The sequence below is a fragment of the Labrys okinawensis genome (assembly GCF_047345005.1).
Taxonomy (GTDB): domain Bacteria; phylum Pseudomonadota; class Alphaproteobacteria; order Rhizobiales; family Labraceae; genus Labrys; species Labrys okinawensis.
Genome location: NZ_CP178864.1, coordinates 3,558,848 through 3,571,579, shown reverse-complemented (window position 1 = coordinate 3,571,579; position 12,732 = coordinate 3,558,848). Strand labels below are relative to the sequence as shown.

Annotated in this window: 13 protein-coding genes; 6 read left to right on the top strand and 7 right to left on the bottom strand. The window is 62.7% G+C overall.

Annotated features, from left to right (window positions below):
• Positions 1-51: 51 nt before the first annotated feature.
• Complete coding sequence (locus tag ACMDCR_RS16725; protein WP_413987688.1) at positions 52-1,392, bottom strand: N-acetylmuramoyl-L-alanine amidase; 1,341 nt, start codon at positions 1,390-1,392, stop codon at positions 52-54.
• A gap of 696 nt (positions 1,393-2,088) precedes the next feature.
• Between ACMDCR_RS16725 and ACMDCR_RS16720 the strand changes: the two genes are divergently transcribed.
• The 5 genes from ACMDCR_RS16720 (at position 2,089) to ACMDCR_RS16700 (ending at position 8,260) form a co-directional block, all read left to right on the top strand.
• Positions 2,089-4,782, top strand: coding sequence for an Rne/Rng family ribonuclease (locus tag ACMDCR_RS16720; RefSeq protein WP_413987687.1), 2,694 nt, complete (start codon positions 2,089-2,091; stop codon positions 4,780-4,782).
• A gap of 147 nt (positions 4,783-4,929) precedes the next feature.
• Positions 4,930-5,751, top strand: a complete 822-nt coding sequence (locus ACMDCR_RS16715; RefSeq protein WP_413987686.1) for an NAD kinase — start codon at positions 4,930-4,932, stop codon at positions 5,749-5,751.
• 5 nt (positions 5,752-5,756) lie between these two features.
• Positions 5,757-6,350 (top strand): hypothetical protein, encoded by a 594-nt coding sequence (locus ACMDCR_RS16710; protein ID WP_413987685.1) that lies wholly within the window; start codon positions 5,757-5,759, stop codon positions 6,348-6,350.
• Positions 6,351-6,368: 18 nt separating this feature from the next.
• On the top strand, positions 6,369-6,890 hold the full coding sequence (locus tag ACMDCR_RS16705; RefSeq protein WP_413987684.1) for a CoA-binding protein: 522 nt from the start codon (positions 6,369-6,371) through the stop codon (positions 6,888-6,890).
• 83 nt (positions 6,891-6,973) lie between these two features.
• Positions 6,974-8,260, top strand: a complete 1,287-nt coding sequence (locus tag ACMDCR_RS16700; RefSeq protein WP_413993649.1) for an O-acetylhomoserine aminocarboxypropyltransferase — start codon at positions 6,974-6,976, stop codon at positions 8,258-8,260.
• A gap of 100 nt (positions 8,261-8,360) precedes the next feature.
• On the opposite strand, the gene ACMDCR_RS16695 is transcribed toward ACMDCR_RS16700, so the two are convergent.
• Positions 8,361-9,443, bottom strand: a complete 1,083-nt coding sequence (locus ACMDCR_RS16695) for a COX15/CtaA family protein (protein ID WP_413987683.1) — start codon at positions 9,441-9,443, stop codon at positions 8,361-8,363.
• Between the two features lie 153 nt (positions 9,444-9,596).
• Between ACMDCR_RS16695 and ACMDCR_RS16690 the strand changes: the two genes are divergently transcribed.
• Positions 9,597-9,821, top strand: a complete 225-nt coding sequence (locus ACMDCR_RS16690) for a DUF2842 domain-containing protein (RefSeq protein WP_413987682.1) — start codon at positions 9,597-9,599, stop codon at positions 9,819-9,821.
• A gap of 24 nt (positions 9,822-9,845) precedes the next feature.
• Here ACMDCR_RS16690 and ACMDCR_RS16685 read toward each other — a convergent pair whose 3' ends face one another.
• The 5 genes from ACMDCR_RS16685 to ACMDCR_RS16665 all read right to left on the bottom strand — a co-directional run bounded on the left by ACMDCR_RS16685 (position 9,846) and on the right by ACMDCR_RS16665 (position 12,718).
• Complete coding sequence (locus ACMDCR_RS16685) at positions 9,846-10,793, bottom strand: IS110 family transposase (RefSeq protein WP_413987661.1); 948 nt, start codon at positions 10,791-10,793, stop codon at positions 9,846-9,848.
• Between the two features lie 283 nt (positions 10,794-11,076).
• On the bottom strand, positions 11,077-11,598 hold the full coding sequence (locus ACMDCR_RS16680) for a DsbA family protein (RefSeq protein WP_413987681.1): 522 nt from the start codon (positions 11,596-11,598) through the stop codon (positions 11,077-11,079).
• Between the two features lie 94 nt (positions 11,599-11,692).
• A complete protein-coding gene (locus ACMDCR_RS16675; RefSeq protein ID WP_413987680.1) occupies positions 11,693-11,962 on the bottom strand; it encodes a DUF1467 family protein in 270 nt (89 codons plus the stop codon).
• A gap of 12 nt (positions 11,963-11,974) precedes the next feature.
• Complete coding sequence (locus ACMDCR_RS16670; RefSeq protein WP_413987679.1) at positions 11,975-12,328, bottom strand: TfoX/Sxy family protein; 354 nt, start codon at positions 12,326-12,328, stop codon at positions 11,975-11,977.
• A gap of 12 nt (positions 12,329-12,340) precedes the next feature.
• Positions 12,341-12,718: a HesB/IscA family protein gene (locus tag ACMDCR_RS16665; protein ID WP_413993648.1), complete on the bottom strand. Its 378-nt coding sequence runs from the start codon at positions 12,716-12,718 to the stop codon at positions 12,341-12,343.
• Positions 12,719-12,732: the final 14 nt, after the last annotated feature.

Genomic DNA, 12,732 nt, shown 5'->3' with positions numbered 1-12,732 from the left:
AGGTCGTTTGTGGAGAAACTGCGGCCCGCCCGCAACATATCATTAATGATATCAGGGCGCCGCAGCGTTGGAGACTGCCGGCTGGCTCTGGCGACGCTGCGTAAAAAAGGCATCCACTGCGGTGACCACTGCATCCGTCGCGCGATTTCGCCAATCGTCGGAGGTCAGCAGCTTCACATCGTCCCGGCTGGAGAGATAGCCGAGCTCAAGCAGGACCGAGGGGATGTCCGGTGCGGTCAACACCATGAAGCCGGCGGAGCGGTGCGGGTTCTTGTTGAGCGTGGCGGCCGCCTGGAACTCGTCGATCAGCACCTTGGCGAAGCGGTTGGAGAAAGTCTTGGTCTCCCGCCGCGTGAGGTCGATCAGGATGTCGGCGACATCGCCGGGTTCGGCCGTGAGATCGACACCGGCGATGGCATCGGCTTTGTTCTCCTGCTCGGCGTAGCGAGCCGATTCGGCGTCGGATGCCTTGTCCGAGAGGGTATAGATGGTGGCACCCCTCACGCCGAACGGATCATGCAGCGTGTCAGCATGAATGGAGACGAACAGGGAGGCGCGATTGGCCCGGGCAAACTGGATGCGGCCCGACAGCGTGATGAAGGTGTCGTCTTCTCGCGTGAGCACCGCACGATAACGGCCAGTGGCGTTGATCTTCTCGGCGAGCTTCTTGGCGAATTCCAGGACGATGGTCTTTTCCTGTTCGCCCGAGGGCGAGGCTGCGCCGGCATCGATGCCGCCATGTCCGGGATCGAGCACCACGATAGGAAGGCCGGGCTGGATCTCCGGCAGCAGCGTATCGGCGTCCTGCGGAGGTGGTGGGGTGGCCGTCATGTCGGAAGCCTTTTGTGCCGCCACCGTACGCAGGAAGGTCGGCCTGTCGGTCTTGACGAGATCGATGACGAGGCGCGCGGGCTGGTTGTCGACCGCATCGAGCAGGAAGGACTTGTCCACCGAAACCGGGCCGGTCAGATCCATGACGACGCGCGACTTGCCTTGCGCGATCAGGCCGAAGCGATAGGCGCTGATCAGGCCGCGGCCATGCTTGCCGATGTCCGGGGCAATGTTGAAGGTGATTTGTGGCAGGTCGACCACGGCGCGATAGGGATCAGCCAGCACGAAGACACGGAAGTTCAGCTTGTCGGTCGGCCCATTGAGGTCAATAACGAGGCGGGTGCGCTTCTCATCGCCGGCCAGACGGGCATCGCTGGCGGCCAGTGCATCGGCCTGCGCCAAAGTGGGTGCTGTCGCGGCCGGCGCCGGGGCCGCCTGGGTTACGGCGGGCACGGGCGCGGGGTCGCCCTGGGCGGCGAGAGCGCCGTGCCAGTCGACAATAGTCAGCATTCCCAGGACCATCGCGGCGACGAGCTTCATCCCAGCCGTCATCTCCATCATCAGGGCCGCCCGTCGGCTTGCCCTTTCCCTCGTCCGTGCACATATCCGTGACGAAGTGGCGAAACAATGATGATCGTCGAAAAGCGTATGTCTTGCGTTAACGCCACCGGCTCGAAATACGTGTCCTTCCTGCAACAGGCTACGGAAATCCTTGCCAAATCGAACAAGAACTCGATAAAACAATTTCTGCTCTCGAATGGTTCTCCGACCATGCCGAATTCGAGCATCAGAAGGGTCCCTGCAGACCGGTTGCGCAGCACAAGCGTAACGATCGTATGCGGTGCCGGCCTAGCCGATCTTCATCCGGCTGCTGATGTGTCCTCAGAGGATAAGGAGAATCACCGGTGGTGTGCGGATCGCCTTGCGATCCGGGTTGGCGCGAGCGCCAGTTGGATATCCCGTCCTGCCCATCGACCGAGAGCGCCGTCGCAAGGCCCCTCTTGCGACCCGAACCCGGTGATGGAGCGATGCAGACAATAGCATCCCCCGGACGCAACGAAGTGAAGCAGCGTGCACTCCCTCATGGGATTGCCCGGATACTGTCGCTTTCGCCTTCGGGACATACCAGTCGCCCTTCATCGAGACTTGTCCCCGCCAACAGAGCAAGCGCCTGCCTCATCGGCATGGCTGTGCCGGCCGTTATTGCCGCCAGCTATCCGAGTGATCATGGCCGCGCTTGCGAGAGAGAAAATAATAATGGCCAACAAAATGTTGATCGATGCCGCCCACCCGGAAGAGACCCGGGTCGTGGTGGTCCGCGGCAATCGCGTTGAAGAATTTGATTTCGAAGCAGCCAATCGCAAGCAGCTGCGCGGCAATATCTATCTTGCCAAGGTAACTCGGGTCGAGCCTTCGCTCCAAGCGGCCTTCGTGGAGTATGGCGGCAACCGCCATGGCTTCCTCGCCTTCTCGGAAATCCATCCCGACTATTACCAGATCCCTGTGGCCGATCGCCTCGCCCTCCTGGCTGAAGAGCAGCGCTCGCATCGCGACGAGGATGACGAGGATGAGGGCGGCATTGGCACTGGCGGCGGTGAAGGCCGGCGCGGACGCGATCGTCGCCGCGGGCGCAATCGCGGCCAGAACAGAACGGAAGCGGCGGAGGCGTCGGAAGGCGATGCCAGCATTTCCACTCCCGCGCCAGAGGCTGAGACCGAAGTCGAGGCCCGCGATGACAACAGTGCCGACGAAAATGGTGGCGGCGAGGAAGGCGGTTCCGGCGGCATCGTCGAAGTTGGCTCCGGCAGCGACGAAGAGCATGTCGAGGCGCTTGGCGGCGGTGACGTCGCGGACGACATTCCCGAGCGCGTGGTGCGCACCCGCAAGCAGTACAAGATCCAGGAAGTGATCAAGCGCCGCCAAGTCCTCCTGGTGCAGGTGGTCAAGGAGGAGCGCGGCAACAAGGGCGCCGCTCTCACCACCTATCTATCGCTGGCCGGTCGCTATTCGGTCCTGATGCCCAACACCGCCCGCGGTGGCGGGATCTCCCGCAAGATCACCAATGCGGTCGACCGCAAGCGCCTCAAGGCCGTGGCCGGCGAGCTGGATGTGCCTGATGGCATGGGCGTCATCCTGCGCACCGCCGGCGCCTCGCGGACGAAGGTCGAGATCAAGCGCGACTTCGAATATCTGCTGCGCCTGTGGGAAAATGTTCGCGACCTCACGCTCAAGTCTGCCGCGCCCACGCTGGTCTATGAAGAGGGGTCGCTGATCAAGCGTTCGATCCGCGATCTCTATAACAAGGATATCGACGAAGTTATCGTCGCCGGGGACGACGGCTACCGCGAGGCCAAGGATTTCATGCGCATGCTCATGCCGAGCCATGCCAAGAACGTGCAGGCTTATCGCGAGGCGGCGCCACTCTTCCAGCGTTTCGGCGTGGAAGCCCAGCTCGACGCCATGTTCTCGCCCAGTGTGAGCCTCAAGTCCGGCGGCTATATCGTCATCAACCAGACTGAAGCGCTGGTTTCTATCGACGTGAACTCCGGCCGCGCCACGCGCGAGCACAATATCGAGGACACCGCCCTCAAGACAAATCTGGAAGCGGCGGAGGAAGTCTCCCGCCAGCTGCGCCTGCGCGACCTCGCCGGCCTTATCGTCATTGACTTCATCGACATGGACGAGGGCCGCAACAACCGCACCGTCGAGCGCAAGCTCAAGGATTGCCTCAAGAACGACCGCGCGCGTATCCAGGTCGGCCGGATCTCACACTTCGGCCTCATGGAGATGTCGCGCCAGCGCATCCGCACTGGCGTCCTGGAGTCCTCTACCGAGGTCTGCCCGCATTGCGGCGGCAGTGGCCATGTCCGCTCGGTCACATCCGTGGCGCTGCATATCCTGCGCGCTCTGGAAGATCAGCTCCTCAAGAGCGCCACGCACAACCTCGTGCTGCGCACCCGCACCGCCACGGCTCTCTATGTGCTCAACCACAAGCGAGGCCATCTCTATGCGCTTGAAGCTCGTTTCGGCGTGCTGATCACCGTCAGCGCCGACGAGACCATTGTCGGCAGCCAGAATTACCTTATCGAACGCGGTGAACTGGCTACCCCGCAGGAAGTGCGCCCGGCGGTGACCACGGTTCAGGTCGACTCCTTCCCGCCCGTCGAGGAAATCGTCGAGGTCGAGGAAGAGGAGATCGAAGAGGAGGAGGACGAAGAGTCCGAGGCCCCGAAGGGTGGCCGCAAGCCGCATCCCCATCGTGCCGAAAGCGAAGGCGAAGGCAGCGAAGGGGGCCGCAAGCGCCGCCGTCGCCGTCGTCGCCGGCGGGGCAACGGCAGCGCCGAGGCGGAAGCCTCGTCCACCGCCGCCACCTCGAATGAAGAGGGCAACGAGGGTGATGGCGTGGACGCGGTTGCGGAGCCCGCGGATGTTGGCATGGACGAGATCGTGTCCGCCGCGGAAACCACCGCCGCCGAGACCGTGGCTGCCGAGCCCTCTGAGGAAGAGAAGGTCGAGGCCGGCAAACGCCGCCGCCGGGGACGCCGTGGTGGCCGTCGCGGAGCAGAGGACGAGGCCGCGCCGGCTGCAGAGGCCGCCGAGGCCGCTGCACCCGATGTCGTGACCGTCGATGCCGAACCTGCGCCTGTGATTGCGGAAGCGCCAGCCGAGGAAAAGCCCGCCAAGCCCAAGCGTCGCGGGCGCAAGCAAGTGCCGATCACCGTCGAGGCCGACAGCGTGCCAGTCGTGGAAAGCATCCCCGAACCCGCGCCGGCTCCTGTCGTGCCCGAACCGGTCGCCGCCGCGCCGGAACCGGAGCCCGAGCCCGTGCCGGAAGAGGCTCCCGCACCGGTCGTGCGCGAAGTCGCGGTTTCCAATCCCGCAGCCTACGTCTATGTCGACACCGTCGACCCCGCCAAACCTAAGAAAGCAGGCTGGTGGTCGAAGAAGTAAAGGCCTGATCCGCTGGGCCGTTGACGCCGCACTGGCCTTCAGTGCGGCGTTTTCGTCTGCGGGGCATTGGCAGGTGGTATTCTTTCAAGATAGATTCATGAAGGGGGCACTGCGATTTCCCCATCCATCAGATGAGGAAACCGCGTAATGCCCCTTGATTTCCCAACACAAACCGTTCCGTTGCCATCAGTGACGAGCAAGCACCATTACATGAAGGTCGCCTTTGTCGCGAGCACCGCGCCCTCTGCGCGAAAGGCGCTGAAATCGCTGACGGCGCGCTATGGCAATGTGCCGCCCAGCGAGGCGGATGTGATCGTGGCGCTCGGCGGCGACGGACTGATGCTGCAGACCCTGCACAAGCAGCGCGGTCGCAAGATCCCGATCTATGGCATGAACCGCGGCTCGGTCGGCTTCCTGATGAACGAGTTCCGGGAAAATGATCTCAACGAGCGCCTCTCCAAGGCGCGCAAGAGCGTGGTGCACCCCCTCTGCATGAACACCACCGACATACACGGCCAGTGCACCAAATCCTATGCGATCAACGAGGTTTCGCTGCTGCGCGCCAATTTCCAGGCCGCCAAGCTGCGCATTTCCATCGACCATCATGTCCGGCTGGAAACCTTGATCTGCGACGGGCTGATCCTCTCCACCCCGGCTGGATCGACCGCCTACAATCTCTCCGCCAACGGCCCGATCCTGCCGCTGGACGCCCCGCTGCTGGCATTGACGCCAATCTCGGCCTTCCGCCCACGGCGCTGGCGCGGCGCCATCCTGCCGCAGCGCGCGCATGTGACCATCGAGGTGCTGGAGCCGGCCAAGCGCCCGGTCAATGCTGTTGCCGACAATTTCGAGGTGAAGGATGTGCACCGGGTGGAGATAGCCATGGATTCGTCGCAGGATCTCGTCATGCTGCACGACCCCGGACATTCGCTCGATGAGCGCATCCTGCGCGAACAATTCGACTGGTAGTCGCCATGCGCTTCCTCCGCCTCCTTTGGCTTGCTTCGGGCTTTATCGTTCCGGTGGCGGGCTTCGTGGCGCCGGCCTCGGCGCAGGACGACCAGATCAGGCTCACTGGCCCCATCATCGAGAATTTCATCGCCGCCCATGGCGAATTGTCGGCACTGGCGGCCGGGCTCACCAGGAAGTATGGAGACCGTTCGGAGACGCCGGGCGATGACCCCGTTGCCTCCCTGCCGGCCTTCGACAACGTTCCCGAAGCCAAGGCGCAGACCGCGGCTCTTCTCGCCAAATTTCATTACAAGGATTTCGATGAGCTTGAAATCGTTACCAATTCGGTGATGCTTGCCTACCAGGCGGACGTTCCCGATAACGGGGACAACCAAGCCACCCCCGGCGCTTCGCAGGTCGATCTCGACGCCGAGAAGGCCAAAGCCAGGGCTGAGGTCGAAGCCGACACCAGCCTGACGCCGGACAAGAAGAAAGAGGCATTGCAGCAGATCGAGGACCAATACGCCTCGCTGCAGGATTCAACGCCCCTGCCCGGCAACGCGGAGGCCGTAGAGCCCTATCTCGACAGGCTCAAGCCGATAGCCGAATCCAATTGATCGACCAGCGGATTGCGAATGAACCACGATTCCTATTCGGATGAGTATATCAACGATATCCTGCGCAGCGTGCGCCGTATCGCCATGGTTGGCGCTTCGGCGAATGAGGTGAGGCCGAGTTACTTCGTGCTGAAATATCTCAAGCTCCGCGGCTACGAGATGTACCCGATCAATCCAGGCCTGGCCGGCAAGACTATCCTGGATCTCCCAGTCTACGGCAGCCTGGCCGAACTGCCGCTCCCGGTCGACATGGTCGATATCTTCCGCAATTCGGAAGCGGCCGCAGGGGTGGTCGATGAGGTGTTGGCCCTGCCCGTGCTGCCGAAGGTGATCTGGATGCAACTCACGGTACGAAACGATGCGGCGGCCGCGAAAGCCGAGGCGGCGGGCATCAAGGTTGTGATGAATCGCTGCCCCAAGATCGAATACGGCCGCCTCTCCGGCGAAATCGGCTGGGCCGGGGTCAATTCACGCGCGCTTTCCTCCAAGCGCGCTACACGGGACACGCGCGGTTTCCAGCGCCTCGGCCTGCGCAATTAGGCCGAGCCCACCCAACGGCACCTTGACGGTGCGCATTTTTATCAGACGAATACGTCCTTAGAACATGATCTCAGGAGGAAATGATGTCGGCCGAGCAGCAACCGGGCTTTTCGACGCTTGCCATCCATGCGGGCGCGCAGCCCGATCCGACCACCGGCGCCCGTGCCACGCCGATTTACCAGACGACATCCTTCGTCTTCGATGACGTCGACCACGCGGCCTCCCTGTTCGGTCTCCAGGCTTTCGGCAATATCTATTCGCGCATCGGCAATCCCACCAACGCCGTGCTGGAAGAGCGCGTCGCGGCCCTTGAGGGCGGCACGGCCGCCCTCGCCGTTGCCTCCGGCCATGCGGCGCAAGTGCTGGTCTTCCACGCCCTGCTGCAACCTGGCGACGAGTTCATTGCCTCCAACAAGCTCTATGGCGGCTCGATCAACCAGTTCAACCACTCCTTCCGCTCCTTCGACTGGAATGTGCGCTGGGCCGACGCCAACGATCCTTCCAGCTTTGCCGCAGCGATCACCCCGAAGACCAAGGCGATCTTCATCGAATCCATCGCCAATCCGGGAGGCATCGTCACCGACATCGCGGCAATCTCGGCCATCGCCAAGAAGGCGGGCATCCCCCTGATCGTCGACAACACGCTGGCTTCGCCCTATCTGTGCCGTCCCATCGAGTTTGGCGCCGACATCGTGGTGCATTCGGCCACCAAGTTCCTTGGCGGGCATGGCAACTCGATCGCCGGCGTTATCGTCGACGGCGGCAAGTTCGACTGGTTGTCGTCCGGGCGCTACCCCTTCCTGTCCTCGCCCCGGCCTGAGTATGGCGGAATCGTTATCGGCGAGACCTTCGGCAATTTTGCCTTCGCCATTGCGCTGCGCGTTCTCGGCCTGCGCGACCTCGGCCCGGCGCTCTCGCCCTTCAACGCCTTCCTGATCCTCACCGGCATCGAGACGCTGCCGCTGCGCATGCAGAAGCATTCCGACAATGCCCTGGCGGTCGCGACCTATCTTTCGGAACATCCGGAGGTATCCTGGGTGTCCTACCCCGGGCTCGACACCGACCGCTACAACGCCCTCGCCCGCAAATATTGTCCCAAGGGCGCCGGAGCGGTGTTCACGTTTGGCCTCAAGGGTGGCAACGAAGCTGGCGTGAAATTGGTCTCCAACGTGAAGCTGTTCTCGCATCTCGCCAATGTCGGCGACACGCGCTCGCTGATCATCCACCCCGCCTCCACCACGCACCGGCAGCTCTCCGACACGCAGAAGGTCACGGCCGGCGCCGGCCCGGACGTCGTGCGCATTTCCGTGGGCATCGAGGACGTCAAGGACATCATCGCCGACCTCGACCAGGCTATGGCCACGGACTGAGCGTCTATTGGATTGTCGCTGTTGGAACCGCTGGCTTCCAGGCGGCTCTTCGGACCGCGGCGCCCACGAACAGGCGCCGCCTTCGCATGCCGGTCCGGGGCTATCCCGCTGTGGCAAGCCCGTCGGCTCCAACCGTCAGCCGTTGTGCATGCACGGTCACGGCCGCAAGCAGGATGACGCCGCCAAGCTGGTGCAGGATCGCCGACCATAGCGGCACCACCAGCAGCAGCGTCATGATGCCGATGCCGGCCTGTGCCAGGGCGATGAACGCAATCAGCAAGGCTCGGCTGCGAGCCGCGCCGCTACCCTGGCTAAGGGCCAGGAAGCCCTGGAGCAGCGCCAGGATCACGATGAGATAGGCCACCATGCGGTGCTGGAACTGAACCGTCAGCACATTCTCGAAATGGTTCACCCAACTTGGCGCCATAATGTAGAGATTGCCGAGCGTCGGGAGGAAGTGCCCGTCCATCAAAGGCCAGGTGTTGTAGGACAGGCCAGCGCGTAGGCCCGCCACCAGTCCGCCCATGAAAATCTGCACTATCACAAGTGGCACCAGCCCGAAGGCGATCGCCCTGGCGGAACCAGGCAGTACACCACCATCGCGTCTGTCGGTCAGCGAGGACGCAACCCACGCAATGGCGAGGAGGATGATACAGGCCAGCGTCAGGTGCATCGCCAGGCGATATTGCGAGACCTCCGTGCGATCGGCGAGGCCCGAAGCCACCATCCACCAACCGAGCGCCCCCTGGCTTCCGCCGAGCACCAGAAGCCCGACCAGCTTCCAGGTGAGCTCGCGCGTCAGCCAGCCCTTGAGCCAGAACACCAGCATGGGCACGAAGAAGACGAAGCCAATCAGCCGGCCGACAAGGCGATGCGTCCATTCCCACCAATAAATGAATTTGAACTCATCGAGCGACATGCCGAGGTTCAACTTCACATATTGCGGGATCTGCTTGTAGCGCTCGAATTCAGCTGCCCAGTCGGCATCGGAAAGTGGGGGAATGGTGCCGCGGATCGGCTTCCATTCGGTGATGGAAAGGCCCGATCCCGTCAGGCGCGTGGCACCGCCGAGCACCACCATGCCCACCACCATCAGCGCGACCAGGATGAGCCAGGCGCGGATGATGCCGTAATGACTGGAGGTGCTGCTGGCCGTCACCCTGCCACCCGCGATCGCCGTCACGCTATCAGCCTTTCGAAATTTGCCACATCGCGCACCCGAATATTCTGCACTTTTGTGTCGGATGCGTTAGAAGGCGCACAGATACAGAAGACACTGGCCCACGGCAACGCGCGCTCGCGTCGCAGCCGGGCCTGACGACAGAGCCGAGCGAATATGGCCCAGGACTACAAGCCCCCTTCCCTACGCAAGCTTGTTGGCGTTCTCGCCATGCTGGTGCTCGTGGTGGTCTACGCCCTCTTCGCCACCGCCTTCGCGCAAGGGCGCATTACAGAGGCCTCGCCCTGGCTGCAACTGCCGCTCTACGCCATCCTCGGCATCGCCTGGATCTTCCCGGCGATGGCGATCATCAAATGGATGGAGAAGCCGGGAAGGAAGTAGCTTCCTGGGAGTATCCGTGTTCGGTCAAGCAGCTTTAGGCGTCCAAATCCGATTATCTCGCAAGAGGGCGTTAGCGAGGATGATGAGCTTGCGCATGATGGCGACGATGGCGATTTTTTTGGGTTTTCCGGCGGCGACCATGGCCTGGTATTTAGCGGCGAGGTCGGGGTTCCATCGGATAGCGGCGACCATGGGCATATAGAGGGCTCGTCGCAGAAGGGCTCTTCCCCCGCGAATGAAGCGCTTGCCATTTTTGCTGCCGCTGTCGCGTGGGACAGGGGCGAGGCCGGCCAGGCTTGCGGCTTGAGGGGGAGACAGGGTGCCCAGTTCAGGCATGTGGATGAGCATGGCGTGAGCTGTGATGGGTGCCACGGCGGGGATGGAATCGAGGATTTCGGCTCTGCGCTTGAAGGCGGGATCCTTGTCGGCCCGCCTGGCGATCTCCTCGTCGATGGCGTTTATCTGCGCTTGGGTCAGAGCCAGTGTCTTGGCGAGTTGGCGCTTGATCAGGGGGAGTTCGGCGGTTTGCTGGCGGGTCTGGGTTGCCACTTTGATCTTCATCAGGGCGTCCCGCGCCGCGGCCAATTGCTTCATCTCCTCAAGGGCCTGGCTGACGATGAGGGTCGGCTCGGGCTGGACGGCCTGGCCATAGCGGGCCAGGGTCATGGCATCGATGCGATCGGTCTTGGCCAGCCTGCCAATACCTTCGGCAAAGCGTCGGGCCTGGCGCGGGTTGAGCTTGACGGCCGGCAGGCCGGCCTGGTTGAGCGCGCGTTCGAAGGCGCGATGATAGGCCCCCGTTGCTTCGAACACCACACGCTCGACAGTCCAGGAAGAAAGCCAGGCAAGCAGGGCGCGATGGCCCGCCTGGGTGTTGGCAAAGCGCTTGATGAGGCCTGCCGGGTGGACAGCCACATCCAAATGATCCTTGCCGATGTCGGTGCCGACATTGTGTGCTAGGCTGCTCGTCATCTTTTCCAAGTCCTCTGCTTGTCTCCGGAGCAATGCCGGTATCCGTTCAGGCCTCATGGAAAAGAGAGGGGTGGTCAGACTCCTAAGTCAGTCCTTCGATTATCGCAGGCACGACCCGTCCCCTCCCGCCTCCAGCTCGGCGGCCACCGAGCTGGAGGCATCCAAAAGCTAGGCTTGCACGATGGGATTGAAATAGACAATCGCAGGCATCCTTGCCTGCATCTTCCTTTCCGACGGGCGCTTCGTTTCCAAGAGCAGGCAGGGATGCCCGCGATCCCGGGAACTACCCCGCAGCTGCAAGCAGCGCGGCATGCAGCCCCCGCACATCGCGCCGTCCATCATAACGCTGGCCGTTGATGAACAGGGTCGGGGTGGCGTTCACTCCGCTCTCGATGCCGCTCTGGAAATCGAGATCGATGCGCTTGGCGTAACGCCCCGCCAGAGCCGCTTCGATTGCGTCGGCAGCCAGCCCAAGCCGGCGGCCGTAATTGCGCAACGAGCGGTCGTCGAGGGCATGCTGGTTGTCATAGAGGATGCGATGAGCGTCCCAGAACTTGTCGGCCTCGCTCGCTGCCTCCGACAGGCCGGCGGCATGCAGCGCGTGGGGATGCGGCTCAATCAGGGGAAAGTGACGGAAAACATAGCGCAGCCGCTCGCCCATCAGGAGTTGGACGCCATCGATGACGCCCACCGTCTCCCCGCAATAAGGGCATTCGAAATCGCCATATTCCACGAGGGTGACGGGAGCATCGTCGACCCCCTTCACATGATCCTGCGGTTCGATATCACGTGTCAGTGCGGCCATTGGCGGCGGACTCCAGGCAAATTTGGAAGTAGGACGCTCCGCCCGCACCACCGTGCAAAGCGCGGCGGCCCAAGAGCAGACGTGCCTGCCACTATTACTGCTTGAGATTCGGCACGAGATCAAAGATCTGATGTGGCATCAGATGCTTGGTCACCACCAGATAGACGATGGTGAACAGGATGAGAGCGATTACCGTCGTGATGCCCGCCTTCTTCAGGAGCATCGGCTGCTGCGGCGCCGCCCCTTCGCTGCCCGGCACCACCTCGCCCGCTTCGAACTGGCTCTTCACGCCGAGCGGCAGCACGGCGAACAGGACCATCCACCAGATGACGAAAAAGAGCGCGATACAGAGCACAGGGGACATGGCGGCGTTTTCTTATGGTTGTTTCTTCGACCTTGCTTTCTTAGGCGCCGATTTGGGTGTCCGCAAGGAGGCGGCGATACCGAGGCGTGCCCATTTCTGCGCCTCGTCTGGATCATCGAGCGCCGAATCGGGCAGGCTCCAATAAGGGAGTTGCACCGTGCGATTGCGGCCCTGATAGGAGAAGCGCCGGGATCCCGCCTGTTCGAACAGCGGGACGGTCTCTACATCCGCCTTGATCCAGATCTCATCGAAGGCCCCCAGCGCGAAGACGATCCCGTCCGAATAGAGGCCGACACCGCCGAATAGGCGTCGGATCGAAAGCCGCGGCAGGCCGGCGAAAAGGTCGCGCAGATGTTCGTGGTCCATCCGCGGCGGAACTCACGCCGTCGCGGCCAGCGCCTCACCCGAGGCAGGCGTGATTGCGACCGATTCGCCGCAGCCGCACGCCGAGGTCTGATTCGGATTGTTGAAGACGAACTGGGCCGAGAGCTTATCGGTCACATAATCCATCTGCGTGCCCAGCAGGAAAAGCACCGCCTTGGGGTCGATCAGGACTCTAACGCCCTTGTCCTCGACCACCTCGTCGAGCGGATTGACGCTCTGGGCATACTCCATGGTGTAGGACATGCCCGCGCAGCCGCCATTCTTCACGCCAACGCGTACGCCCTCGAAAGGCTCGTCGGCGTTGGCCATGATGGCCTTGATCTTCTCGGCCGCCGCTTCGGTCAGCGACACAACCTTGAACTGGGGACGAATCTTGCTCACGGGAT

What these genes read in the sequence shown, in the direction of transcription:
- ACMDCR_RS16700 (WP_413993649.1), top strand. Translation starts at nt 6,974, where the DNA reads ATGTCGGCCGAGCAGCAACCGGGCTTTTCGACGCTTGCCATCCATGCG.
- ACMDCR_RS16720 (WP_413987687.1), top strand. Translation starts at nt 2,089, where the DNA reads ATGGCCAACAAAATGTTGATCGATGCCGCCCACCCGGAAGAGACCCGG.
- ACMDCR_RS16715 (WP_413987686.1), top strand. Translation starts at nt 4,930, where the DNA reads ATGCCCCTTGATTTCCCAACACAAACCGTTCCGTTGCCATCAGTGACG.
- ACMDCR_RS16705 (WP_413987684.1), top strand. Translation starts at nt 6,369, where the DNA reads ATGAACCACGATTCCTATTCGGATGAGTATATCAACGATATCCTGCGC.
- ACMDCR_RS16725 (WP_413987688.1), bottom strand. Translation starts at nt 1,392, where the DNA reads ATGATGGAGATGACGGCTGGGATGAAGCTCGTCGCCGCGATGGTCCTG.
- ACMDCR_RS16685 (WP_413987661.1), bottom strand. Translation starts at nt 10,793, where the DNA reads ATGACGAGCAGCCTAGCACACAATGTCGGCACCGACATCGGCAAGGAT.
- ACMDCR_RS16690 (WP_413987682.1), top strand. Translation starts at nt 9,597, where the DNA reads ATGGCCCAGGACTACAAGCCCCCTTCCCTACGCAAGCTTGTTGGCGTT.
- ACMDCR_RS16710 (WP_413987685.1), top strand. Translation starts at nt 5,757, where the DNA reads ATGCGCTTCCTCCGCCTCCTTTGGCTTGCTTCGGGCTTTATCGTTCCG.
- ACMDCR_RS16680 (WP_413987681.1), bottom strand. Translation starts at nt 11,598, where the DNA reads ATGGCCGCACTGACACGTGATATCGAACCGCAGGATCATGTGAAGGGG.
- ACMDCR_RS16675 (WP_413987680.1), bottom strand. Translation starts at nt 11,962, where the DNA reads ATGTCCCCTGTGCTCTGTATCGCGCTCTTTTTCGTCATCTGGTGGATG.
- ACMDCR_RS16670 (WP_413987679.1), bottom strand. Translation starts at nt 12,328, where the DNA reads ATGGACCACGAACATCTGCGCGACCTTTTCGCCGGCCTGCCGCGGCTT.